General features: G+C 73.5%; 18 protein-coding genes. 9 read left to right on the plus strand and 9 right to left on the minus strand.

Going from position 1 to position 22,646, the window contains the following annotated elements; genetic code table 11:
• The first annotated feature begins 73 nt into the window (after window positions 1-73).
• Window positions 74-1,411 (plus strand): hypothetical protein, encoded by a 1,338-nt coding sequence (locus BXA11_RS07125; RefSeq protein WP_076433733.1) that lies wholly within the window; start codon window positions 74-76, stop codon window positions 1,409-1,411.
• A 174-nt stretch (window positions 1,412-1,585) separates the two neighbouring features.
• Window positions 1,586-3,514 carry an ABC1 kinase family protein gene (locus BXA11_RS07130; RefSeq protein WP_239104914.1) on the plus strand — a complete coding sequence of 643 codons (1,929 nt, stop codon included), beginning with the start codon at window positions 1,586-1,588 and terminating at the stop codon, window positions 3,512-3,514.
• A 34-nt stretch (window positions 3,515-3,548) separates the two neighbouring features.
• Here BXA11_RS07130 and BXA11_RS07135 read toward each other — a convergent pair whose 3' ends face one another.
• On the minus strand, window positions 3,549-4,640 hold the full coding sequence (locus BXA11_RS07135; protein ID WP_231513686.1) for a magnesium and cobalt transport protein CorA: 1,092 nt from the start codon (window positions 4,638-4,640) through the stop codon (window positions 3,549-3,551).
• Between the two features lie 170 nt (window positions 4,641-4,810).
• Here BXA11_RS07135 and BXA11_RS07140 point away from each other — a divergent pair, with 170 nt between their 5' ends.
• The 3 genes from BXA11_RS07140 to BXA11_RS07150 are packed head-to-tail and all read left to right on the plus strand — an operon-like array spanning window position 4,811 to window position 6,863.
• On the plus strand, window positions 4,811-5,521 hold the full coding sequence (locus BXA11_RS07140) for a M50 family metallopeptidase (RefSeq protein WP_143734134.1): 711 nt from the start codon (window positions 4,811-4,813) through the stop codon (window positions 5,519-5,521).
• Between the two features lie 41 nt (window positions 5,522-5,562).
• On the plus strand, window positions 5,563-6,321 hold the full coding sequence (locus tag BXA11_RS07145) for a MerR family transcriptional regulator (protein ID WP_076433739.1): 759 nt from the start codon (window positions 5,563-5,565) through the stop codon (window positions 6,319-6,321).
• Window positions 6,318-6,863 (plus strand): hypothetical protein, encoded by a 546-nt coding sequence (locus tag BXA11_RS07150; RefSeq protein ID WP_076433741.1) that lies wholly within the window; start codon window positions 6,318-6,320, stop codon window positions 6,861-6,863. The genes BXA11_RS07145 and BXA11_RS07150 overlap by 4 nt, the downstream gene beginning before the upstream one ends.
• A gap of 40 nt (window positions 6,864-6,903) precedes the next feature.
• Here BXA11_RS07150 and BXA11_RS07155 read toward each other — a convergent pair whose 3' ends face one another.
• Entirely contained in the window at window positions 6,904-7,866 is a 963-nt protein-coding gene (locus BXA11_RS07155) for a threonine ammonia-lyase (protein WP_076433743.1), read from the minus strand.
• Between the two features lie 48 nt (window positions 7,867-7,914).
• The gene (locus BXA11_RS07160; protein WP_083744025.1) at window positions 7,915-8,697 is read right to left on the minus strand and encodes a GntR family transcriptional regulator; all 783 of its coding nucleotides are present in this window, start codon (window positions 8,695-8,697) and stop codon (window positions 7,915-7,917) included.
• A 63-nt stretch (window positions 8,698-8,760) separates the two neighbouring features.
• On the opposite strand from BXA11_RS07160, the gene BXA11_RS07165 reads away from it, so the two are divergent.
• Window positions 8,761-10,074, plus strand: a complete 1,314-nt coding sequence (locus tag BXA11_RS07165; protein WP_076433747.1) for a hydroxyacid-oxoacid transhydrogenase — start codon at window positions 8,761-8,763, stop codon at window positions 10,072-10,074.
• A gap of 26 nt (window positions 10,075-10,100) precedes the next feature.
• Here the strand turns inward: BXA11_RS07165 and BXA11_RS07170 are convergent, their stop codons facing one another.
• The 3 genes from BXA11_RS07170 to BXA11_RS07180 all read right to left on the minus strand — a co-directional run bounded on the left by BXA11_RS07170 (window position 10,101) and on the right by BXA11_RS07180 (window position 15,554).
• Window positions 10,101-10,550, minus strand: a complete 450-nt coding sequence (locus BXA11_RS07170; protein ID WP_076433749.1) for a DUF6294 family protein — start codon at window positions 10,548-10,550, stop codon at window positions 10,101-10,103.
• Between the two features lie 299 nt (window positions 10,551-10,849).
• A complete protein-coding gene (locus BXA11_RS07175) occupies window positions 10,850-14,395 on the minus strand; it encodes an AAA family ATPase (RefSeq protein WP_076433751.1) in 3,546 nt (1,181 codons plus the stop codon).
• A 58-nt stretch (window positions 14,396-14,453) separates the two neighbouring features.
• Entirely contained in the window at window positions 14,454-15,554 is a 1,101-nt protein-coding gene (locus BXA11_RS07180) for an exonuclease SbcCD subunit D (protein ID WP_076433753.1), read from the minus strand.
• 127 nt (window positions 15,555-15,681) lie between these two features.
• Between BXA11_RS07180 and BXA11_RS07185 the strand changes: the two genes are divergently transcribed.
• Window positions 15,682-17,187 carry an alpha/beta hydrolase family protein gene (locus BXA11_RS07185; protein WP_076433755.1) on the plus strand — a complete coding sequence of 502 codons (1,506 nt, stop codon included), beginning with the start codon at window positions 15,682-15,684 and terminating at the stop codon, window positions 17,185-17,187.
• 55 nt (window positions 17,188-17,242) lie between these two features.
• Here BXA11_RS07185 and BXA11_RS07190 read toward each other — a convergent pair whose 3' ends face one another.
• Window positions 17,243-17,665 carry a hypothetical protein gene (locus tag BXA11_RS07190; protein WP_076433757.1) on the minus strand — a complete coding sequence of 141 codons (423 nt, stop codon included), beginning with the start codon at window positions 17,663-17,665 and terminating at the stop codon, window positions 17,243-17,245.
• A gap of 131 nt (window positions 17,666-17,796) precedes the next feature.
• Here BXA11_RS07190 and BXA11_RS07195 point away from each other — a divergent pair, with 131 nt between their 5' ends.
• Complete coding sequence (locus BXA11_RS07195) at window positions 17,797-18,426, plus strand: TetR/AcrR family transcriptional regulator (protein WP_076433759.1); 630 nt, start codon at window positions 17,797-17,799, stop codon at window positions 18,424-18,426.
• A 165-nt stretch (window positions 18,427-18,591) separates the two neighbouring features.
• Window positions 18,592-20,121 (plus strand): LCP family protein, encoded by a 1,530-nt coding sequence (locus BXA11_RS07200; protein WP_076433761.1) that lies wholly within the window; start codon window positions 18,592-18,594, stop codon window positions 20,119-20,121.
• A 63-nt stretch (window positions 20,122-20,184) separates the two neighbouring features.
• Here the strand turns inward: BXA11_RS07200 and BXA11_RS07205 are convergent, their stop codons facing one another.
• Entirely contained in the window at window positions 20,185-21,180 is a 996-nt protein-coding gene (locus tag BXA11_RS07205) for an enolase C-terminal domain-like protein (protein WP_030505301.1), read from the minus strand.
• A gap of 106 nt (window positions 21,181-21,286) precedes the next feature.
• Complete coding sequence (locus tag BXA11_RS07210; protein WP_239104915.1) at window positions 21,287-22,639, minus strand: MFS transporter; 1,353 nt, start codon at window positions 22,637-22,639, stop codon at window positions 21,287-21,289.
• Window positions 22,640-22,646 lie beyond the last annotated feature (7 nt).

Genomic DNA, 22,646 nt, shown 5'->3' on the forward strand with positions numbered 1-22,646 from the left:
TCGGCCGTCTACTCGTTGTAATGACGTGGCACCCTCAGGCCGCGTTCAACCACCGGAAGGATGGTTCACCGGAATGTTGAAACGCATTCATGCCGCGATCGCGGCGGTGGCCCTGGGAGGGGCGGTCCTCGTCGCGCTCCCGGCCACCGCCGGCGCGGCGACGGCAGCGGGTCCGAGCGACCTGACCGTCTCCCCCAGTCCCGTCGTCGTCGGCAGCGGCGCGGGCACGACAGCGACCTTCACCTACAAGGCGTCCGAGGAGGGCGCGGCGAGGCTGGTCGACCGCGACGGCCGCACCGTCACGCTGGATCCCGGCCCCGCGGGCTCCGGCACCTACGCGGCCAGGTACGGCTTCACCTTCAGGGACGAGCCGGGCGTCTGGAAGCTGCAGGTGCGAGCCGCCGGCCGCACCGCGACCACGGAGTTCCAGGTCCACTGGACCACCGACCTCGACTTCGACGCGGCGCCGGACGTCGTCGACCGGGGCGACCGGATCAGGCTTACCGGCGCGCTGGCCTACCGGGACGGCCACGGCCTGCAGGCGTACGACGGGCAGCGGGTGTACCTCGCCTTCAAGCCGGTCGGCGGCTCCTACAGCCGGGTCGGCTCGGTGACGACCGACCGGCGCGGCCGCTTCTCGGTCGACCGCACGGCGGACAGGACCGGCTGGTGGCGCGCCGAGTTCGAGGGCGCCTCCGACGCCGAGCCCGCGACGAGCGACAGCGACAGGGTCGACGTCAGGGCCCAGGCCGGCCGCACCCGGATCACCGGATTCGACGCCTCCCCCGAGCCCGTCGACGCCGGTAAGACCCTGCACCTTCGCGGCCGGCTGGAGATCTCCGGCTTCGCCGGCTGGAGCGGCTACCCGAGCCGGCAGGTGAAGATCCTCTTCAAGCCGGCCGGCGGTTACAACTGGCAGCACGTCACCTCCGACTGGACCGACTCCTACGGCCGCTTCTCGGCCGACGTCAAGGCCAGGACCTCCGGCTGGTGGCGGGCCGAGTTCGAGGGCGCGAGCGAGGCGGGCTACTCGGCGAGCGCGACCGACTACGTGGCGGTCCGCGTGCCCCGGCCGACGCCTCCGCCGCCCGCGCCCAAGGCCCACACCCGGGTCGTCCAGTTCAACGCCGCGCCCGAGCCGGTCGGGTATCACCGATACCTCACCTTCCGCGGCGAGCTCCAGGCGTGGGACCACCGCTGGGAGGGCTACGGCCACCAGAAGGTGACCGTGTGGTTCAAGAAGGCCGGCGGCTCCTGGCACTACGTCAAGACGCTGTGGACGAACAGCACCGGCAGGTTCTGGGGCAAGACCACGGCGTCGGCGTCCGGCTACTGGAAGGTCGTCTTCGCCGGCAACGGCGAGGCCGACCGCTCCACCAGCCGGATCGACTGGGTGCGTGTGAAGCGCTAGAGGATCCACCTGAGAATCGCTGAACCGGCTCGGGGCGTATCGCACGCCCCGGGCCGGTTCACGTCCTTGATCGTCTGTCGGCCGGGGCGGCTAGAGTTTCGCCGATCACAGTGAACACTGCGAGCACTGCATCGGGGGCGACGGTTGGACGCGCTGATATTGATCGCCTTCGCAGTGACGGCCGTCATGATGGTCGCGGCCTTCGCCCTGGCCGCCCGGCGGCTTCTCGGCCTGCGCTTCGGGACGGTCCGCACACTGCTCGGCGCCGCCCTCGCCGTCCTGCTGGTCGGCCCGGTCTCGCAGGCCCTGGTCGGCCCGGTGGCGGGGAACCAGGCCGGAATCACGCCGCTGTGGTTCATCATCCTCGCGTTCGCCTGCTCGCTGCTGGCCTCGATGGTGTTCCTGGCGATCGCCGAGGCCCTGGTGCCGACGGGATCGATCCCCGGCCCGCTGGAGGCGCTGGCGGCCATCCGGCGGCGAGCAGGGCGATCACGACGCTATCTGCGCATCACCCGCATTCTCATCCGCCACGGCCTCGGCCCCTATCTGCGCGGCCGCGACCCCGACCTGGGCGCCCCCTCCAGCCGATTACGACTGGCCCGCTCGCTGCGCGAGGCGCTCGACGAGGGCGGGGTCACGTTCGTGAAGCTGGGGCAGATCCTGTCCACCCGCGCCGACCTGCTGCCGCCCGAGTTCGTCGGGGAACTGCGCCTGCTGCAGGACCGGGTCGAGCCCGCCCCCTGGGAGGAGATCGAGCGCGTCGTCACCGGGGAACTGGGCGGACCGGTGGAGGAGGTCTTCGCCTCGTTCGAGCGGCAGCCGCTGGCGGCGGCGTCGATCGCGCAGGTCCACCTCGCGCGGCTGCGGTCGGGAGAGGAAGTGGTGGTCAAGGTCCAGCGGCCCGGGATCGCCCCCGTGGTGGAGAGGGATCTCGACATCGTGGCCCGCCTCGCCCGTACGGCGGAGCGGCGCACGCGCTGGGCCCGCGGGGTGGGCGTCGGCGACCTCGCTCGCGGGTTCGCCGAGGCGCTGCGCGAGGAGCTCGACTTCCGGGTCGAGGCGGCGAACATGGCCGCCGTCGCCGCGACGTCGAAGGGCTCGGCCGTACGGTCCCCCGTGCCCCATCCGCGGCTGAGCGGCCGACGCCTCCTCGTGATGGAGCGGCTGAACGGCGTTCCGCTCGCCACCGGCCAGGCCGGCCTCGGCCCCGCCGAGCGCGAGGAGGTCGCCAGGGCCGTGCTGCACGCGCTGCTGGAGCAGATCCTGCTGAACGGGGTGTTCCACGCCGACCCTCATCCGGGGAACATCATGCTGCTGTCCGGCGGGGGCGTCGCCCTGCTGGACTACGGGTCCGTCGGCCGTCTCGACGGCGCTCTGCGGGCCGCGCTCCAGCGCCTGCTCGCCGCGCTGGACCTGGCCGATCCCGCGGGCGTCGGCGACGCCCTGCTGGAGCTGGTCCCCCGGCCCGACGAGATCGACGAGCGCGAGCTGGAGCGCGAGATCGGCCGCTTCATGGCCCGCCACCTGGTGCCCGGCATCGTCCCGGACTCCCGGATGTTCGCCGACCTGTTCCGCCTGGTGTTCGCCCACAGGCTGTCGGTGCCGCCGGAGGTGGCGGCGGTGTTCCGGGCGCTCGGGACCATCGAGGGCACGCTCACCGGCCTCGCGCCCGGCTTCGACATCGTGAAGGAGGCGCGGGAGTTCGCCGGCCGCCGCCTGTCCGCGCCCGGCGGCCGGGAGGAGATCCGGACCGCGGTGGCCCAGGAGGCGGTGCGCCTGCTGCCCCTGCTGCGACGGCTGCCCCGGAGCGTGGATCGCATCGTCGGAGCGGCGGAGAGCGGCAGGTTCAGCGTCAACGTGCGGCTGTTCGCCGACGCACGGGACCGGCGGCACATGACCGGTCTGCTGCACCAGGCACTCCTGACGGTGCTGGCGGCCACCGCGGGGATCATGGCCGTGCTGCTGCTCGACTCCGAGCGCGGGCCGCGGGTGACCCCCACCGTCACTCTCTATCAGCTCATCGGCTACAACCTGCTGGTGGTGAGCGCCATCCTCGCGCTGCGCGTGCTCGTGGCGATCTTCCGGGAGCGCCGCGAGGAGTGAACCGCGCTCTTCGTGAAAGTCCGTGCCCGGCGGCTCAGAGCCAGTCGCGGCGTTTGAAGACCAGGTAGAGCGTGAGGCAGACGACTCCCATGAGCATGATCGCCACGGGGTATCCGAGCAGCCAGTGCAGCTCGGGCATGTGGTCGAAGTTCATCCCGTAGATCGTGCCGACCAGCGTCGGGGCGAACAGGATGGCCGCCCACGCGGAGATCTTCTTGACCTCGTTGCCCTGGGCGATGCTCGCGGCCGTGAGCTTGGTCATCTCCTCGTTCTGCTGCTGGCTGACGAGCGTGGAGTTGACGACGAGGATGTCCTGGAGCATCTGCCGGAAGCCCGCCACACGCTCGGTGACCGTGATGACGTGGTCGGACACGTCGCGCAGGTAGCGCTGCAGCTCCTCGTTCACGCCGTATTTGGGCGAGCCCGCGATGAAGCCGTCGAGCATCGGGACCAGCGGGCTGGTCGCCCGCTGGAACTCGATGACCTCCCGCGACAGGCTGTAGATGCGCCGGGGCGCGGCCGGGTCGCCGCCGAAGACCTGCACCTCGATCTCGTCGATGTCGTTCTGCAGCCCGGCGACCACCGGGGCGTAGCCGTCCACCACCGCGTCGAGGATCGCGTACAGCACGGCCTGCGGCCCCTGGCGGAGCAGGTCGGGGTCCGACTCCATGCGCCGGCGCACCTTGGACAGGTCGGGCGCCTCGCTGTGCCGCACGGTCAGCACGAAGTCGGGGCCGACGAAGACGTGCAGCTCGCCGAAGGCCACCTTCTCGGGCTGGTCGAGATACTGGGCGGCCCGCAGCACCACGAACAGCGTGTCGCCGTACCGGTCGGCCTTGGGCCGCTGGTGGGCGACGATGGCGTCCTCGATGGCGAGCTCGTGCAGGCCGAACTCCTCGGCCGCCTTGATCAGCTCGGCCTCCTCCGGCCGGTACAGGCCGATCCACGCCATCGCCCCCGGCCGCGAGCGCAGCGAGGCGATCGCGTCGCCCAGCGACAGCGGCGAGTCCACGCGCTCGCCGTCCTCGTACACCGCGTTGTCGATCACGCTCTGCTTGAACGTCTCCCCCTGGTCCGCGCGGGGGTCCATGGAGTGCTCGGGAGCCTGCTCCGGTTTCGCCCTCATCAACCCACTCAATCCGCGCAGTCCACGCATACGCCGCTCAGCCACACGTAGAAGGTAACCTCCATCGTCACCCTTACTCGGACGGACCGCGGGGGCCGAGGGTCGAAACCCGGGGAGCACGGGGAGCGCGGGCCGGTGCGGCGGGCCGTACGATCTCGGGGGTGAACCCCCTGAAGGCCCTGTGGAACCACCTGACCGCCGTCCAGATCGCGCCCCCGCTCTGGCTGGTCGCCCTGTCCGGGTTCGCCGCACTCGCCGTCGTCGCCTACCCGGCGTCGTGGCACATCTCACGCGGCCTGATCACGATCGCGCACGAGGGGGGCCACGCGCTGGTCGCGGTGGTGACCCGGCGCAAACTGCGAGGCATCCGCCTCCACTCGGACACCTCGGGCGTGACGCTCACCAGGGGCAGGCCGACGGGCCCCGGCATGATCGCCACAGCCGCGGCGGGGTACGTCGCGCCCTCCCTGATCGGGCTCGGATCGGCCTGGCTGGTCTCCGACGGCCGGATCACGATGCTGCTGTGGGCCGTGCTCGCGCTGCTGACCTGCATGCTGCTGATGATCAGGAACTTCTTCGGCGCCGTGTCGCTGCTCGCCGTGGGCGGCGCGGTCTTCGCGCTGTCGTGGTTCGCCCCGCCCCATGTCCAGTCGGCCTGCGCGTACGTCGCCGCGTGGTTCCTGCTGCTCGGCGGGGTGCGGCCGATCCTGGAGCTGCAGGCCAAGCGCCGCCTCGGCCGCGCCCCGGACTCCGACGCCGACCAGCTCGCCCGGCTGACCCGCGTGCCCGGCACGCTCTGGGTGCTGCTGTTCCTGCTCGTCTCCGCCGCCGCGTTCGTCTACGGCGGATATCTCCTCACCGCCCGCTGGCTCCCTTTCTGAGCCGTTGACCTTGACGCGGCGACAACGTCTCTAATGAGGGCATGCGGATCGGAGAACTCGCCGCGCTGGCCGGGGTGTCCACCCGTACCGTGCGGCACTACCACCACCAGGGCGTGCTGCCCGAGCCGCCGAGGCGGGTCAACGGCTATCGCGAGTACGGCCTGCGCGACGCGCTCCGCCTCGCCCGGGCCCGCAGGCTGACCGAGCTGGGCCTGTCGCTGGACGAGGTGCGCGACGTGCTGGCCGGCGACTCCGCCCGTGAGCTGCGGGAGATCCTGCTGGAGCTGGACGCCGACCTCGCCCGGCAGGAGGCGGGAATCCGGGCCAGGCGCGAGCGGCTCGCGGCCCTGCTGAGCGAGGATTCGCCGTCGCCGGACGACGCCGTCTCGCCGAGGATGGCCGAGTTCCTGCGATGCCTCGAACCCGTGCGCGGCTCCGCGTTCGCGGCGGCCGACGCCGAGCTGCTCGCCCTCCTCGACACCGCGGCGGAGCCGGAGGACCGGGACCGCCTGCTGGAGCTGATGCGGCCCATGACCACGCCCGAGGCGCTGGCCCGGGCCGAGACGTTGCACCGGAGGCTGGCGGAGCTGGACGGCGCCGACCCCGCCGATTCCCGCGTCGCCGCCCTCGCCGCCGATTTGGCCGCCCACCTGCCCCCCGAACTCGCCGCCTCGCTGGCCCGCACGATGCCCGGCGCCGACGACCCGTTCGCCCAGGCGTTCCTCGCCGATCTGTCCCCCGCGCAGGCCGAGGTCGTACGGCAGGCCATGGCGCTGGTCGCGGGCGGAGAGCCGTCGTGAGGCACGCCGCGGGCTACAGCCGGGAGCAGACCCCGACGATGGCGGCGCTGCTGTTCGTCATGGTCCTGGAGACCGTGGCCATGGACCTGCTGCTGCGCCGGTTCGGGCTGCCGGACCTGCCGCGCCTGGTGATCCTGGCACTCGACGCGTCGTCGGCCCTCGCCGTCCTCGGCGTCATGGTGAGCTGCGCCCGCCGGCCGCACGTCGTGTCGCCGGACGGGCTGCGCCTGAGGTATGGCCGGATGTTCGGCCTGGACGTCCCGGCGGAGCTGATCGCGTCTGCGCGGCTCGACCGCCGCTACGACGAGAAGAGGCTCGTGCGCCTGTCGGACGGCGAACTCGCCCTCGCGGTCTCGTCCCAGACCAACCTCGTGGTCAAGCTGCGCGAACCGATCGAGGTGCCTCATCCACGCCGTCCCTGGCAGCCTGGCCGCCCGGCGGCGGCCGTCCGGCGGGTGCGGTTCTTCGCCGACGACCCGGCGGCGACGCTGCGCGCCGTCGCCGCGCTCACCACGACGACCACCGGCGAACGCGCCCCCTGACCCGACGTCCGTCGAGACGCCCCGGCTTACGGCGGCGCCTTCACAGGACCGCGAGGACGGATGCGAGCGCGGTGGCGGCGATGTTGCGGCCCGAGACCACCGCCACGACCCGTCCGTACGCGGCGACCTTTCCGGCGAGCAGGGCGGCGACCGGTACCGCTCCTGCGCCCTCGGACACGTATCCACGTTCGGCGGCCAGGTAGCGCAGCGCGGCGCGGATCTCGTCCTCGGTCACCGTGACCAGTTGGTGGGCATACCGCGCGACGAGGCCGACGGTGACAGATCCGGGCTCGATGTTCCCGGCCAAGCCGTCGGCGAGGGTCGGGCCGACCTCGACGGACACGCGGCGGCCCGCGGCAACCGCCGTGGACACGGCGGTGGAGGCCGCGGCCTCCACGCCGACGACGCGTACGTCCGCCCGGCCCGCGGCCCACAGCGCCAGCCCGGCGGCGAGCCCTCCGCCCCCGACCGCGCACACCACGGTCAGCGGCCCGTCGAGCTGCTCGTCCAGCTCGAATCCGATCGTGCCCTGACCCGCGATGACGTACGGATCGTTGTAGGCCGATATGTAGCACCACCCCGACGCCTCGGCGAGCGCGAGCGCGTGTTCCTCCGCCTCGTCGAAGCTCTCACCGACGCACACGAGGTCGGCGTCCAGGCGGCGCAGCCGGTCTGTCTTCGCGGCCGAGGCGGTCCTCGGCACCACCACCGTGGCCTTGCCGCCGAGCGCGTTCGCGGCGAAGGCGACGCCCAGCCCGTGGTTGCCGGCCGACGCCGTCATCACACGCGGTGCGGGTGCAGCGGCCACGGCGCTGAGCGCGCCACGGACCTTGAACGACCCCGTGGGTTGCAGGCTCTCCAGCTTCAGCGCGGGATCGCCGGGCGTACCCGCCCCCAGGTCCACCGGTGTGGGGCGCAGGTGGGCCCGCACCACCCGCCTGGCATGCTCCAGGTCGTCGCGCCGGGGGATGACGACGGTTCGTACTGATCGGTTCTCATCCATATTCCGATCATGTGCGCGGTCGCTCGTCGTCGCAGCCCGCCTGGTCCTTTACGTTGTAGATCCGCCGGTTGTGTCGTGAATGAGGGCGACGTCGGCGGGATCGGCGGGGCGGCCGTTCTCGGCGGCGGCCTGGGCCACGAGGAGCTCGCCGGTGTGCGCCACGTGGGCGCGCATCGCCGCGGCCGCGGCGTCCGGGTCGCCCCCGAGGACGGCGGCGAGGATCGGCTCGTGCTCCGCGGCGACGTCCGCCAGCGAGCGGGAGCGGTCGACGGTGGAGGCGCCCAGCGTCACCGTGGCGTCCCTCAGCCCGGCGACGACCTCGGCGAGCCGCCGGTTGGCCCCCGCGGCGAGGATCGCGTCGTGGAACGCCCGGTCGTGCCGCATGAAGCGCGGCTCGTCGTGGTCGGCCGCGGCGGCGCGCATGGCCTCCAGCTCCTCGCGCAGCGCGCGGGCGAGGCCGGGACCGGCGTGACGGGCCGCCCGGCTGGTCGCCGGCACCTCGAGCAGCAGCCGCAGGTGGAACACCTCGGCGATCTCCCGGGGATCGCGGCGCAGCACCCGGAAACCCCGGCTCCGCTCGAACCGCACCAGACCGGCCTCCGCCAGGCGGAGCATCGCCTCGCGTACGGGGGTGCGGGAGACGTTGAGCTGCTCGGCCAGCCGATACACCGAATAGAGCTCTCCTGGCCGCAGCTCCCCCGAGTGGATGGCCTCTCTGACCGCCTCGATGACCTGCTCGGTGAGACTGGAGGTGCCGGCGACCGCTCGCACCGTCTGACCACCCTCCGGAGTGGGTCCGGCCGCGTACGGCGGCGCATTGACATGCAGCATGCTACATGTCACGTTGCCCATCGGACATGCCGCGCACCGCGTAGCCCCCCGGACTGTGCCCTCATGACCCCGCGAGTGAAAGGCCCGGCGATCGTGATCGTCCCGAGCAATCCCGAGTCCGTCTTCACGTACGGCGCGCCCGCCCTGAAGTTCGGCGCCGGCGCGTCCGCCGAGATCGGCTTCGACCTCGGGCAGTACGGCGTGCGCCGCGTGCTGGTCGTGACCGACGCGGGCGTGGCCGCGACGGGCGCTCCGGCGCGGATCGCCGAGCAGATCGCCGGGTTCGGCATGCACGCGGAGGTGTACGACGGCGTGCACGTCGAGCCCACCGACGAGAGCCTGCTCGCGGCGATCGGGCACGCCCGCGCGAGCGGCCCGTGGGACGCCTTCGTTGCGGTCGGCGGGGGATCGAGCATCGACACGGCCAAGGCCGTCAACCTGCTCACGACGAATCCGGGCGAGCTGATGGACTACGTCAACGCGCCGATCGGCGCCGGGCGTGTCCCCTCCGAACCGCTCAAGCCGCTGGTCGCGGTGCCCACGACCACGGGCACCGGCTCGGAGAGCACCACGATCTGCGTGCTCGACGTGCTCGGCCTGAAGGTCAAGACGGGAATCAGCCACGCCCGCCTCCGTCCCGTGCTGGCCGTCGTGGACCCGGACCTCACGATGACGCAGCCGCCCGAGGTGACCGCGGCGGCGGGGATGGACATCCTCTGCCACGCTCTGGAGAGCTACACCGCCCGGCCGTACACCTCCTACGAGCGCAGGCGGCCGGAGGAGCGCGTGCCGTACTGCGGGTCGAACCCGGTGGCGGACATGTGGTCGGAGCAGGCGCTCCGGCTGCTCGCGGGCTCGTTCCGCACCGCCGTACGGCACGGCGACGACGTGCGGGCGAGGGGCGCGATGGCCCTGGCGGCGACGTTCGCCGGGCTCGGGTTCGGCAACGCGGGCGTGCACATCCCCCACGCCAACGCCTATCCGATCGCGGGCCGGGTGAAGGACTTCCACCCGCGCGGCTATCCCGGCGGCGAGCCGATGGTGCCGCACGGCATGGCCGTCGCGCTGACCGCGCCCGAGGCGTTCCGGTTCACCTTCGAGGCGGACCCGGCGCGGCACCTGCGCGCGGCCGAACTGCTCGATCCCACGGCGGCCGTGCCGGACGAGCCGGCGGAGCTCCTGCCCGGCGTGCTGACCGCGCTCATGCGCGACGTCGGCATCCCGAACGGCATCGGCGGCGTGGGATACGCGGAGGCCGACGTGCCGGCGCTGGTCGAGGGGGCGATGAAGCAGCAGCGGCTGCTCACCACCTCCCCCAGGCCCGTACGGGAGGAGGACCTCGCCGGCATCCTGACCCGTTCGCTCGCCCTTTGGTGAGCCCGGCGGTTCCGGTGTGGACGTCCTCAGCAGTGCTTGCTCAGTGACATGCGTTTGATCAAGGGGTACAGGCTGGGGTCGAACCGGCCTTCGGCCAGCCATCGATACTTCCGCGGCCAGGCGAGGGGCAGGTTCTTGACGAACTTGGTGCCGGTGCTGCCGGGTATGCGTATGTCAGCGAGCAGTGCGCCGTTCTCGTCCTTGAGATGCGCCCACATCAGCCAGGCGTCGTCACCTGACAGGCTGGTGAGCGTGGCGTCGAACCGGGCCGTGCCGTCCGGATAGAGAGTCCATGTCGGGGCCGTCCAGCCGGCGCCGCCGCTGTACATCGTGCAGTCGCCCGCGGTCGAGCCGCTCTTCCAGGTGAACGTCTTGTAGCCGGCGGACGCGTTGGCCGTCCCGGTGGGGAGCGCCAGACCGAGGGCGAGGGCGCCCACGGCGACGACCATGATCGTGCTCCTGCGGATGCTCTTCATGACGTGCTCACCTCTCATCGGCCGCTGTGCCGCTCGGCCAGTCGGGCGGTCGGCCGGTCGGGCGGAGCCCTGTGGTGGACTCCGCAGGTCGTACAAGCCGTTGATAGGGCCCGAGGGTTGCAGAGTGCTTGACCTTCCCTTGCCTGCGGCGCTCCTGCCCGTGGCCGGTCAAGAGCGCCACAGGCTCGGAGGTCACCGCCGCCGGCGGGTGGCCTCCTCACGATGTGGGCGTCGTGCCCTGCTGGGCGCCTCGCGACCCACGCAGGTGGAACCGCCGGAGCCGGGGGACGAAACGCAGGTCAGCGGTGCGACAGGGTGGATCCGGACCGGCCCTTGACCACGCGGAGCTGCGCGGGGATGCGCACCCGGAGCTCGGCGACGTGGCTGACCACGCCGACGGCCCGGCCGCCCTCGCGCAGGCCGTCGAGGATGTCGAGCACGTCGTCGAGCGTCTCGTCGTCGAGCGTGCCGAAGCCCTCGTCCACGAAGAGGCTGCCGATCTCCGCCCCGCCCGCCTCGTCGGTCACCACGTCGGCCAGGCCCAGCGCCAGGGCGAGCGAGGTGATGAAGCTCTCGCCGCCCGAAAGCGTGGCCGGGTCGCGTTCCACGCCGGTCCAGGCGTCGAGCACGCGCAGGCCCAGCCCGCCGCCCGACCGGCCCCGGTCGCCCGCGGACCGGTTCAGATCGTGCCGCAGCAGGTAGCGCCCGCTCGACATGCGATCGAGCCGCTCGTTCGCCGCGTCGACGACCTGGCGGAGGCGTTCGCCCAGCACGTACGCCGACAGCCTCATGTGCCACCGGTTGTCGCCGGACGTGCCGGTCGCCAGCTCGGCGAGCCGGCGCGCCAGGCGGTGCCGTTCCTCGGCGGGCCGGTAGGCGCGCAGCGCGGCGTCCAGTTCGCCGGCGAGCCCGGTGAGCTGGTCGAGCCTGCCCTTCGCCCGGTCGCGTGCCGAGGTGCGGCCGGTGTGGTCCCGCTCGGCGTGCTCGTGACCGGCTTCCAGCTCAGGCAGGTCCGCGGTGGGCTCGGCCGCCGCCGCGACCAGTTCGGGATCGGCGAGCAGCCCCTCGACCGTGGCGCGCTCGGCGTCCAGGTGTCCCAGCCGCTCGGACATCGTCTCCCGGTCCTCCGGCGTGCGCACCGCGGCCGCCGCGTGCTCCACGCTCGCGAACCCCTCCCCGCCGGCGGCCCTGGCCGCCTCGGCGACCGCGGTCTCGCTCTCGCGATCGGCGACGGCCGCCGCGGCCGTCGCCTCGGCGGCCTCCCTGAGCAGGTCCGCCTCCTCACCCAGCCGGTCGAGGCGGGCGGCGAGCGAGGGGTCCTCGCCCCGGGCGGCGTCGATCACCTCGGCCAGCCTGCGCTCGTCGGCCTCCAGCCCGTCCCGCTGCGCGCGTGCCTCGGCGAGCGCCGCACCGGTGCGCGCGGCCCGCGCGCCCAGCTCCTCCAGTTCGGCCGCGAGCCGGGCGGCGCGGGCGGTCAGTTCCTCTTCGGCGGCCGCCAGGGAGCGGGCGCGTTCCAGCTCCGCCTCCGCCGTCGCGAGGTCGCCCTTCAGACCGGCGGCGAGCCGCTCGCCCTCCGCGAGCAGGGCATTCCTCCTGGTCCTGGTCTCGGTCAGCAGCCCGGTCAGCTCGGCGGCCCGGTCTCGCGCCGACTCCAGCTCCGCCGCGAGCCGTCCGGCCTCCGCCTCGGCCGCCGCGACCGCCGTCTCGGCCGCGCTCAGCCGCGTCAGCTCCTCGTGGGCGTCCGCGAGGGCGGCGGACGCGTCCTCCTGGGACAGGTCCGCGGCTCGCGCCGCCGCGTCGCCGAGCCGCGACGAGAGCGCGGCGACGGTCGTCTCCGCCTCCTCGCGAGCCCGCTGCGCGGCCTCGAACGCCTCCTGCGCCGACTGCTCGTCGTCCGCGGTCGCGGTCCGTCCGGCGGGCGCGGCGGGGCTGGGGTGTTCGGTGGCGCCGCAGACGGCGCAGGGCGCACCGGCCACGAGCCCGGCCGCCAGCTCGGCGGCCATCCCGTCGATCCTGGCCTGGCGGACCTCCTGGAGCCGGTCGCGACGCTCCTGGGCCAGGTCGACGGCGGCGCGCCGGTCGTGCTCGGCCTGCTCCAGGTCGGCGGTCAGGGCGTCGCGCAACCGCGCGGCCTCCAGCCGCTCCCCCGCCATCTGAGCGGCGGCCTCCAGCGCGGGGACGCGCGCGGCCATGTCGCGCAGGCCCCTGAGCCGCTCCTCTGCCCCGGCCAGCAGTTCCGGCAGCTCTGCCTGCGCGGCCCGGGCCCGGGCCTCGTCCTCGGCGAGCCGCGCCAGTTCGGCGTCCAGCAGCGCGGCCTGCCCGGTGACCTGGCGTAGCCGGAGCGCGGTGTCCCTGGCGGCCGTCAGGCCCGGCAGGGACGCCGCCGCCGCACGCGCCCCGGCGAGCCGTTCCTCGACGTCGAGCCGCTCGGCCGGCAGGGCCGCCAGCCGCCGCGTCAGCCCCGCCTCCTCTCCGGCCAGCTCCGCCAGCGCGCGTTCGGCGTCCGCGCGCTCGCCTCGCACCTGCCGCAGGCGCGCCTCCTCCGGAAGGATCTGGCGCACCCGGGCGACCTCGTCGCGCCGCTCCCGCTCCAGCACGGCCACCCGCTCCGGATCCGGCAGCTCCGTGTCGATCCGCTCCAGATCCGGCAGCTCGGCATCGATCCAAGCAGTGCCCATCGGATCCGGGTCCTGCGCGCCGGGCCGGGCGGCGACGCTCCCGGTCCCCGGCTGCATGACACCCTGCCGCGTGGCCTCCGGCCAGTCCGCGGCCGGTTCCCCGCCGGGCTCCGGCCCGAGGCAGGGAAGCGCGCGAAGCACGGCGTCGGCGGCCACCCGCCGCGCCTTGGCGGCGGCCTCCGCCCGCTGGGCGGCCTGCCGGATCAGCGGCGCCACGCGGTCGGCGCGCGCCGCCTCGTCGAGCATCGCCTCCAGGTCCGACCGCTCGTCCGCCGCCCCGTCGAGCTCCTGCCGCCGCGCGAGGGCTGCGGCGTGCCTGCGCTGCCGGTCGGCCAGGGCCCGGCCCTCCTCCAGACGGGCGCGGGCCGACAGCAGCGCCTCCTGACTCGCCGCACGGGCCGCGACCGCGTCGGCGAGCGCGCCGCGGGCGAGGTCGAGCACCTCCCCCGCCCAGGCCGCGGGGTCGCCGGCCTCCTCGGGCAGCGGCAGGTCGTCGCCCGCCGCGCCGCGCATGCGGTCCAGCACCGACTCGACCCGCTGGCCGAGCTCCTGCGCCTCCCGCCAGGTGCGCGTGCGATGGTCGGCCAGCCACCGCTCCACGTCGCTGAACACCCGCACGGAGAAGAGCCGTTCCAGCAGTTCCCGCCGCTCCTCGCCGCCGGCCCGCAGGAACCTCGCGAACTCGCCCTGCGGCAGCATCGCCACCTGGCAGAACTGGGCCGCGGTCATGCCCGTCAGCGTGTTCACGAAGTCGCCTGCCTCGTCGCTGCGGGTGCTGCGCACGACCCACTGCCCGCCGGGCTCGGTCAGCTCCTCGACGCGAGCCTTGGCCTTCTCCTCGACCAGGCCGGAACCCCGCAGCTTCGGCCGCATCCAGGCGGGCGAACGGGTGATGCGCAGGCGCCTGCCCCGGATCGTCAGCTCCAGCGTCACCGACGGCCCGCGGTCGGGCGGCGCGTGGTCGCAGCGCAGGCTACGGGCGCTCTCCCGCTGACCGGGCACCCTGCCGTACAGGGCGTAGCAGACGGCGTCGAGCACGGTCGTCTTGCCGGCGCCGGTCGGCCCGTGGATCAGGAACAGGCCCGCCTCGCCGAGCGCGTCGAAGTCGACCTCCTCCGTGCCGGGGAACGACCCGAACGCGACCAGGCGGAGCTTGTGCAGCCTCACCGGACCTCCTCACTCGTCCGCGGGTCTGGCGTACGCCGGCGCCCACCGCTCCGCTCCCTCACGCGCTCTCCTTGATCCGGCACGCCTCGACCGCCTCCTGCAGCAGGCGCCGTTCGTCGTCGTCCGCGGGCTCACCGCGGACCTCGCGCACGAAGTCGAGCGCCACCTCGATCTCGGCCCGGCCGGCGAGCCTCGCCCTCCCCGCCGGTCCCTCCGCCACGCCGTCCGGCTGGAAGGCGAGCGCCAGCGTGTGCGGGAAGCGCCGGCGCAGGCGCTCCATCGCCTCGCGCGGACGCACCGGATCGGTCAGCGTCACCTGCAGCCAGTGGTCCTCGTACCGCTCGAAGCGGCCGTCGGTCAGCAGGTCGTCGATTCGTCCCCGCACGGTGCTCACCGGCCGGGGCACCGGTGCGGGGACGAACTCCGTGCGGCCGGCGTCGAGGTCGGCCAGCCAGGAGCCCTTGGTGTGGCCGGCCTCGGAGAAGGAGTAGGCGATCGGCGAGCCGCTGTAGCGGACCGTCTCGCTCATCACCTGACGGCCGTGCAGGTGCCCCAGCGCCGCGTAGTCGACCCCGGAGAACGCGCTCAACGGCACGTGCGCGACCCCGCCGACGCTGATGTCCCGCTCGCTGTCGCTGGCCTCTCCCCCGGTGACGAACGCGTGGGCGAGCACGACCTTGCGCGCCGCCGGATGCGCCCGCACCCGGTCCATCGCGTACGTGACGGCGGCGGTGTGGCTGCGCTCGGCCAGCTCCCACGGCCCCCTGACCAGCTCGGGCTCCAGGTAGGGGATGCCGAAGAACGCCACGTCGCCGATCACGATCGGCTCCCAGGCCCGGCCGGGGTCGGTGCGCAGGTGCACCCGCTCCATCAGGTCGGCGCCGAAGCCCAGCCGTACGGCGGAGTCGTGGTTGCCGCTGATCAGCACGGTGTGCACGCCGAGTGCCTTGAGCCTGGCGAGCGCCTCGTTGCACAGCGCGACCGCGTCGACGGGAGGCAGGGCGCGGTCGTAGACGTCGCCGGAGACCACGACGACGTCCACGTGCTCGGCCCGCACGGTCTCGACCAGGTGATCGACGAACGCGGCCTGGGCGCCGAGCAGGCTCTCCCGGTGGAACGACCGGCCGAGGTGCCAGTCGGAGCTGTGCAGGACACGCATGTCGCAGGAAGCTAACAGGTCCCGCCGACAAACGCGGCCCCAACCGCCCCTCTGGTGCACGACGCAAAGAAGGAGTAATGACTTAGCCTGGGTTCGGTATCACGAGTACGCATGGGGGAGCGGCCTCATGAACGTCGGCCGGGGCACTCTCGGGATGATCGCCGGTGTGCTGATGGTGGCGCTCGCCGCCGTCGGCCACCTGCTCTCCCCGCCGGCCTTCGATCCCCCACCCCTGTCCACTTCGCCCCAGTTCCGCGACTTACCTCCCCAGCCCGCCACGGAAGTGCGGCCGGTCGCCCGCACCGACAGGTTCCGCACCGAGACGCTCCTCGTGCCGGCGAAGAACGAGACGCTGAAGGCGACGATCCGGGCGCCCCTGTCCCCCGGACGCCATCCCGCGATGGTGTTCGTGCAGGGCTCGGGCTCGGGCGACGGCGGGGAGTTCACCCAGCAGGCCGAGTGGCTGGCCAGGGCGGGCGTCGTCACGCTGGCGTACGACAAGCGGACGGTGGGCTACTCCTTCCGCAGCCGCGACTTCGGCCTGCTCGCCGACGACGCCCTGCGCATGCTGCGGGTGCTGCGCGGACGGCCCGACGTCGACCCGGCGCGCGCCGGCCTGTGGGGCGTCAGCGAGGGTGGCTGGGTCGTCCCGATCGCCGCCGCGCGTGATCCCCAGGCCGCGTTCGTGGTCCTGGTCTCCTCTCCGAACGTCTCACCGCTGCGCCAGGTCGCCTGGGCGCTGAACGAGCAACTGCTGCGCCTGCACGCCCCGACCGGCGTACGCGACCTGCTCACCCGCGCGATGGGCGGGGTCGGCTTCGACTTCCTGCGGTACGACGGTGAGCCCGCCCTGCGCGGGATCACCCAGCCCGTCCTGGCGTTGTACGGCACCGACGACCCGTCCATCCCCTTCGTGGAGAGCACCGAGACGCTCACCGGCGCCCTGGCCGAGAGCGGCAACGCCGACTACACGATCCGCTTCCTCGCCGGGGCCGACCACGCCATGCGGATCCGCGGCGGGACGTACGCCGCGGACTACCTGCCCACGCTGGCCAACTGGATGAAGGACCTGCCGCGTACGGCCAGGCCCTCGGTGGCGATCGCGGGGGCGACGCCGGTGCAGCGCTTCGAGGCCGCCGACGTGCCGGCCGCGCCGTGGTGGGGCGGCAGCACGATCCTGTGGCTCACGCTCTGCCTGGCCGCGGTGGGCTACGTCGCGGCGCCGGTCACCGAGATGGTCGTCCGGCTGCGCGGGCGCGACCTGCGGCTGCAGGCCAGGATGGAGGCCACGGTGCAACTGTGGCCGTCCATCCGGCGGCGGCTGCGCAGGATGGCCTGGACCGGCCTCGGGGAGCTCGCCGCGGTCCTGGCGTTCATCACGCTCATCGTGCTGTTCTCGGTCAACCAGGCCGGCGCCTGGCCCGCCGTACAGGCCGGATGGCTGGTCGTGCGCCTGCTCGCCCTCCTGATGCTCGTGCAGACGGTCACGACGTTCGCTGCGGTGTCCGGCGGCCTGCGGGACGGCTGGGAGCCGACGCCATGGCAGAAGAGCGTCCTCGCCGGCGTGCTCGGCGGGACCGCGCTGCTGCTGCTGACCGCCGCCTACTACGGCCTGTTCGCCTTCCCCTGGTAGCCGGTTCGGGTTCGGGCGGCGACCCCGCGAGGAGGTCCGGTCCCCGAGCGGGCGATCAGCCCAGTTCCTCGGCCATCCGAGCCGTGATGGTGGTCAGCACGCGCGCCGCGACAGCCAGGTCCGCGGCCGGAACCGAACCGTAGGCACGGCCGAGGATCTCGCCGGACTCGGCACGCACCTTCGCCACCAGCGCGCGGCCGGCGTCGGTGACCTCGACCTGGTCGCCGGGCGTCTCCCTCACCAGGCCGGCGCCGGCCAGGGCCGCCAGGGCGGTGCCGACGTCGGCGGGCCGCCACAGGGTCAGCTGGGCGACGTGGGCCACGTGCGCGGCCCGCTCGACCGTGCCGCCTGCGGCAAGGGCCTGGTTCAGGGTGATCCACTGCTTCTCGTCGACGGTCGTGCCCGACAGCGCGCGGGTCAGGACCGCCGTGTGGTGCTTCTCGGCCCGGCCGACGATCGCGGGGTTCAGGGTGGCCATGTCGATCTCCTTGCGTGCAGCGCGTCCTTGGATACGCAGATTCTGACACTCAGTCTCAATAATGCACAAGTACCATGAGAGACTGAAGCTCATAAGAGATTCAGGATCGGGTCGAGAGTAGGATTCCGGGCATGACCGCCGACGACCGCTCGCTGCCGCTACGTGAACGCAAGCGCCTGCGCACCCGACGCGCCATCGCCGACATCGCACTGCGCCTGTTCACGGAGAAGGGCTTCCACGCCACCACGGTGGAAGAACTCGTCGGTGAGGCGGAGGTCTCACGCAGCACGTTCTTCCGCGCGTTCGCGACCAAGGAAGCGGCGGCCGTCGAGGCCGAGACCGAACTGTGGACGACCTATCTGGGAGAGCTCGCGGACCGCCGGCCGTCCGGCCCGGTGCTCGCCGGACTGTGCGACACCCTCGCCCGCACCGCCGGCGTCCTGCCGCCCGACTGGGACCACCGCTACATGGCCACCCGGCGCCTGATCCTCACCAGCCCCGCCCTGCTGGGCCACGTCGAGTACCAGCGCACCGGGGTGGAAAGGCAGGTCGTCGCCTGTCTGGCGGAAAAGCTCGGCCTCGACCCCGATGACCTGCGGTTGCGCATCCTGGCCGAACTGGCGACCACCGCCTGGAGCGTCGCCGCCCGCGACTGGGTCCGCGACGGCGGCGACGGCGGCCGCCAGGCGCTCACCGACCGGCTGCGCGACGCCTTCGCGGCCGTCCCCGACGCCCTGAACCTCTCCCCGGGCGCATCGTGACCGGCGACCCGGATCCGGCCGGTCGCACGTCCCGCCACCGGCCGTTCGATCGGCGCTCAAGGCCGGTTCCCCCGTAGGGGCGAGCACTGGTCAAATCCGGGTACGGACTTCCCCTGCTCGGGCCGGTCACGGGTTTTCCGCGGCCGGTGTCGCTTCAATTGACACGTGGTCACCCCTGATCTCGCACCCCGGAACGGCTCCCCGCCGGCGACGCGTCGCGGCGGGCCGGCGTTCGGAGCCACCGCGCTCATCGGCTGGGTCGCGCTGTCGGCGGTGCTGCCCGGAGCGGCGCACCTGCGCGCGGGCCGGTGGCGCAGCGGGCTGGTCCTGCTGAGCTGCTACCTGACCGTGGTCGTCGCCGTCGTGTTCGTCGCCGCCGGCGCGGACGCCGGCCTCGCCGGCCGCGCCCTGGGCTGGCTCGGCCAGATCTCACTGGTGTTCGCGGCCTGTGCCGTCGCCTGGTTCTGGCTGGTCATCCGTTCGTACGTCGTCCTGCGGCCCGGCCGGCTGCCCCGCAGGGGGCAGGTCCTCACCGGGCTGGTCGCGGGCGTGCTCGCGGTCGTCGTCGCGGTGCCGTTCGCGATCGCCGCCCGATACGTCCGCGTGTCCGAGCAGACCCTCGACTCGCTGTTCGCCGCACCGGCCGGGAGCGGTCAGGCGGGCGGCGCCGTACGCAGGGACGACCCGTGGGCGGGCCGCGACCGGGTCAACGTGCTCCTGCTCGGCGGCGACTGGGGCGACGACCGGATCGGGATGCGCACCGACAGCATCAACGTCGCCAGCGTGGACGTGCGGACCGGCAACACCGTGCTGCTCGGCCTGCCGCGCAACCTGGAGCACGTCCGCTTCCCTCCGGGCAGCGCCATGGCCACCCGCTTCCCCTTCGGTTTCCAGCTCCCGGAGTATCGCCCCGGCTGGCGGGAGGACCTGCTGTTCTCGGTGTGGCAGTACGCCAACGACCATCCCGAGCTGTTCGGCGGGCGGCGGAACATGGGCGCCGAGGTCCTCAAGGAGACGGTCGGCCACATCCTCGGCCTGCGGATCGACTGGTACGCGCTGGCCAACATCTGGGGCTTCGCGAAGATGATCGACGCCCTCGGCGGGCTCGTGGTGACGGTGGACCGCGACATCGTGTACGGCCTGCACAACGAGGGCGTCGTCAGGTCGGGCACCCGGCGGCTGAGCGGCACCGAGGCGCTGTGGTTCGCCCGCTCCCGCACCTTCAGCGATGACTTCGACCGGATGCACCGGCAGCGGTGCGTCCTCGGGGCCCTGCTCTCCCAGGCCGACCCGGCCACGGTGCTGACGCGGTTCACCGAGATCGCGGCGGCCACGCGCAGGATCATCAGCACCGACGTGCCCCGGCCCATGCTGGAACACCTCGTGCCGCTGGCCTGGAAGGTCAAGCACGCCGCGATCACCAGCCTGCAGTTCGTGCCGCCCCTGATCAACACCGCCTATCCCGACTGGGACCGGATCCGGCTGCTCACGGCCAAGGCGATCCGCGCCTCGGCGCACACCCAGGCCGGCCCTTCCGCGACGCCGTCCGGCTCCCCGACCGCGTTCTCGTCCGCGCCGGGGCGGCACCGGCACCGGCACTCGCCGTCGCCCTCCCCCACGCCCGTGCTCTCGCCTCTGGGGACGCCGAGCCCGATCGACGACGGCTGCGGGGCCCACATGGCGATGGCGCGCTGAGCCCGTGTCCTCCCGTCCGCGCCGGCGACCCGCCCACGGCAGGCGACGATGCTCCCAGGGATGTCAGACGCGGAACGACGCGCGGGCCATGCGGCGCACCCGCTCCTCGTCCACCGTGTGCCCGAGACCGGGCTGGGTGAGCGGCACCGCGACGACCCCGCCGGACGCGCCGACCGGCGGGAGCACCACCTGCGCGCTTCGCGGCGGCTCGGCGACGTCGCTGGGCAGGGTGCAGCCGGGCAGGCTCGCGACGGCGACCGTCGCGGCCCGGGCCAGCCCCGCGCCGAGGCCGCCGGCGCAGACGATGTCCCATCCGGCCTCCACCGCGCGGTCGTGCGCGCGCCGTACGGCGCCGAGCGACCCGAACTTCGCGGGACGCAGCAGCAGGGCCCGGCCCGCGTTGAGGCTCACCGCCTCGTCGAGCTCGGACACGCGGGCCACCTCGACCGCGACCGCGGCCGACACCCGGTCCTGCAGGTCGGCGCTGGTCAGCAGGTCCTTGAAGGGGCGTTCGATGGCCACCACCCCGTAGGCGTCCAGCGCCTCAAGCTGCGCGATCTCCGTGTAGGCGCCGTGACCGTCCACCGCGATGGCCAGGCCGGGATAGGCGGCGCGCACGGCCCGCAGCGGCTCGACGTCCCAGCCGGGGTGGACGTCCAGCGTCACGTGCCCGTAGCCCGCGCAGACGTGCCGGTTCACCCGGGCGACCATGCTCTCCAGGGAGCGGTCCGCCGTCAGCCTGACGGTCGCGATCAGGGACGTGCGGCTGCCGCCGAGGGCGTGGGAGAGCGGGACGCCGTTCATGCGGCCCCACAGGTCCCAGCAGGCCATGTCGCCGGCCGCGCCGCCGGGGACGTCCCCCAGCTCCGACGGGTGCTCCCAGTCGAGGCCGATGAGCGCGGGCAGGGCCCGCTCCAGCGGGCCGGCCGCGGCGGGATCGACGGCCTCGCCCCAGCCGACCATGCCGCCGTAGTCCGTGATCTTCACCAGGACGGTCTCCGGACGCCTGCCGTACGGCAGGGTCATCCTGAAGACCTCCAGCTCCCGGACACGCGGCACTCGGATCCCCTCGTTTCTTCCCCCGGTTCCCGCCCAGGCCGTTCCGGCGGCGCCTCGGGTGCGCTGCGTCCGGCGGCCTGCTCCACGGCGGGATTCCGGGATTTCCCTAGACCTCCATGGTGCCCGCTTCGCGGCGGTGCTCGAAACGGCCGCCGATGAGGGTGGCCGTGCCCGCCATGACGACGAGCAGGCCCAGGCACGTCACGTAGACCCACGGCCGGCCCCCGTACGCGGCGAACAACGCCCCGGTGATCGCGACGGCGACGACGGAGAAGACCGACTCGCCGATGCTCAGCGACGCGCTGTTGCGGCCCTCCTCCCCGGGCGTGGACAGCTCCAGCACCAGCACCGACAACGTCGGGAAGACCATTCCGATGCCCAGGCCCGCCACGACCCAGCCCGCGAAGACCACGAGCACCGGCGTGGCGGGGATGACGATCAGAGCGGTGACGCAGATGCCGGCGGCGATCAGCGTCGCGCCGAGGCGGATGGTCAGCGCCCGCGCATGGGGCCTGCGGCCCTGGATCCACGAGCCGAGCGACCAGGCGAGGGCCCCTCCGGTGAGCGCGAGCCCGGCCTCGGCCGTGTTGAGGTGCCGCTCCTGCACCAGCATCAGCGGGACGAACACCTCGGCGGCGAAGAACGATCCGGCGGCCAGGCCGCGCAGCGCGATCACGGTGGGCAGCCCGCGGGCCGCGCGCAGCGTCCCCGCCGGCAGCAGTTTCGGCAGCGCCAGCGCGAGGACCGCCAGCCCGGCGACCGCCAGGACGATCCCCGCGCCCGCCGCGCCGCTGCCGTACTGCAGCAGGGCCGCGCCGATGGCGGCGCAGACGCCCCAGGCGAGCCGGGGCAGGAAGGCCCGGCCCATCGCCTCCCTGGGCTGTCCGTCCCTGGCGGGCAGTCCCCGCCACATGATCAGCGCGGCGGGGACCGACAGCACCGCCACGCCCAGGAAGATCAGGCGCCAGCTCCAGGTCTCCGCCACGAAGCCCGTGACCGCCGGGCCGACCACGGACGGCAGCACCCAGGCCGCGGCCAGCGCGGAGAACACCCGCGGGTGCATGGCGGAGGGGTAGGCCTGGGCGACGAGGACGTACAGCGCCACGTTGAACAGGCCGCCGCCGAGTCCCTGGAGGAATCGCCCGACGAGGAAGGCCTCCATGGCGGGCGCGAACCCGGAGACGGCCAGCCCGGCGACGAACCCCGCCACTCCCGTCCACAAGGCGGGGAACGGCCCCCGCGCGTCGCTCCAGCGCCCGCCGACCATCGTGGCGATGACGTTGGCTGCCATGCCGCCGCTGAACGCGAGGCCGTACAGGTGGTAGCCGTTCAGCTCCCGGCCGATCAGGGGCATCGCGGTGGCCACCGCCAGATACTCGAACGCCACGAGCATCACCAGGGCCACGATCCCGACGCTCAGGGCACGGTAGCGCTGGCTGAAGACGGCTGGGGCGGTCATTACCGAA

Origin of the sequence: Microbispora rosea (assembly GCF_900156315.1) — a bacterium.
GTDB lineage: Bacteria > Actinomycetota > Actinomycetes > Streptosporangiales > Streptosporangiaceae > Microbispora > Microbispora rosea.